The organism is Mesorhizobium sp. M4A.F.Ca.ET.020.02.1.1, from assembly GCF_004022645.1.
GTDB lineage: Bacteria > Pseudomonadota > Alphaproteobacteria > Rhizobiales > Rhizobiaceae > Mesorhizobium.
In genome coordinates this window covers 1-551 of the sequence record NZ_RZOI01001359.1, presented here as the reverse complement: position 1 = coordinate 551, position 551 = coordinate 1, and the positions used below count along the sequence as shown (strand labels likewise).

Here is a 551-nt window from a genome sequence, read left to right as displayed (position 1 = left end):
CTATCTGCGCGGTCGCAAAGTCGGCAACGGCGTTGTCTGGATCGGCATGCTTGATCTCGCTCCAAGCCTGGACCGCTTCGACAGCATAGCCGGCGCTGGGCGCTGAGCGGGCCGTGGAATGCCGGTTGGTACGCTTGGCATCGTAGCGGACCTGTGCAGCCCTGCTCGTGCCTTCATGCTCGGTCCGCCCGGCATAACTCACCGGCCGCACCTGGTTCCGCCCATAGGCTGGCGGATTGCCAAATTCGCGGCGGTCTGTCATCTCCATGTCGATGCCGTGCTCCCTTGCCTTCTCGGCCATCAGCGCGCGCCATTGCCGAAAGAATTGTGGGCTGGTTACAATCCGATCACCCGTCTCGGAGCGCATGGTGACGATGGCATGGGCATGAATATGCGGCCGCCGTCCGCCCTGCTCCATTTCCTTCGGATCGTCGGCCGGATCATGCAGTGCGAACACGTACCGGTGACCGCCGAACTGCTCACCAAGAAAATCGCGCACCGCGGCCTGGAATGCCGTTACATCTGTGCCGGCGCGTGCCGAGACGATGAGA

Annotated in this window: 1 pseudogene; it reads right to left on the bottom strand. The window is 63.0% G+C overall.

From position 1 onward, the window contains the following. Positions 1–551 (bottom strand): annotated as a pseudogene (locus EN742_RS37130) (hypothetical protein); the annotation flags it as partial.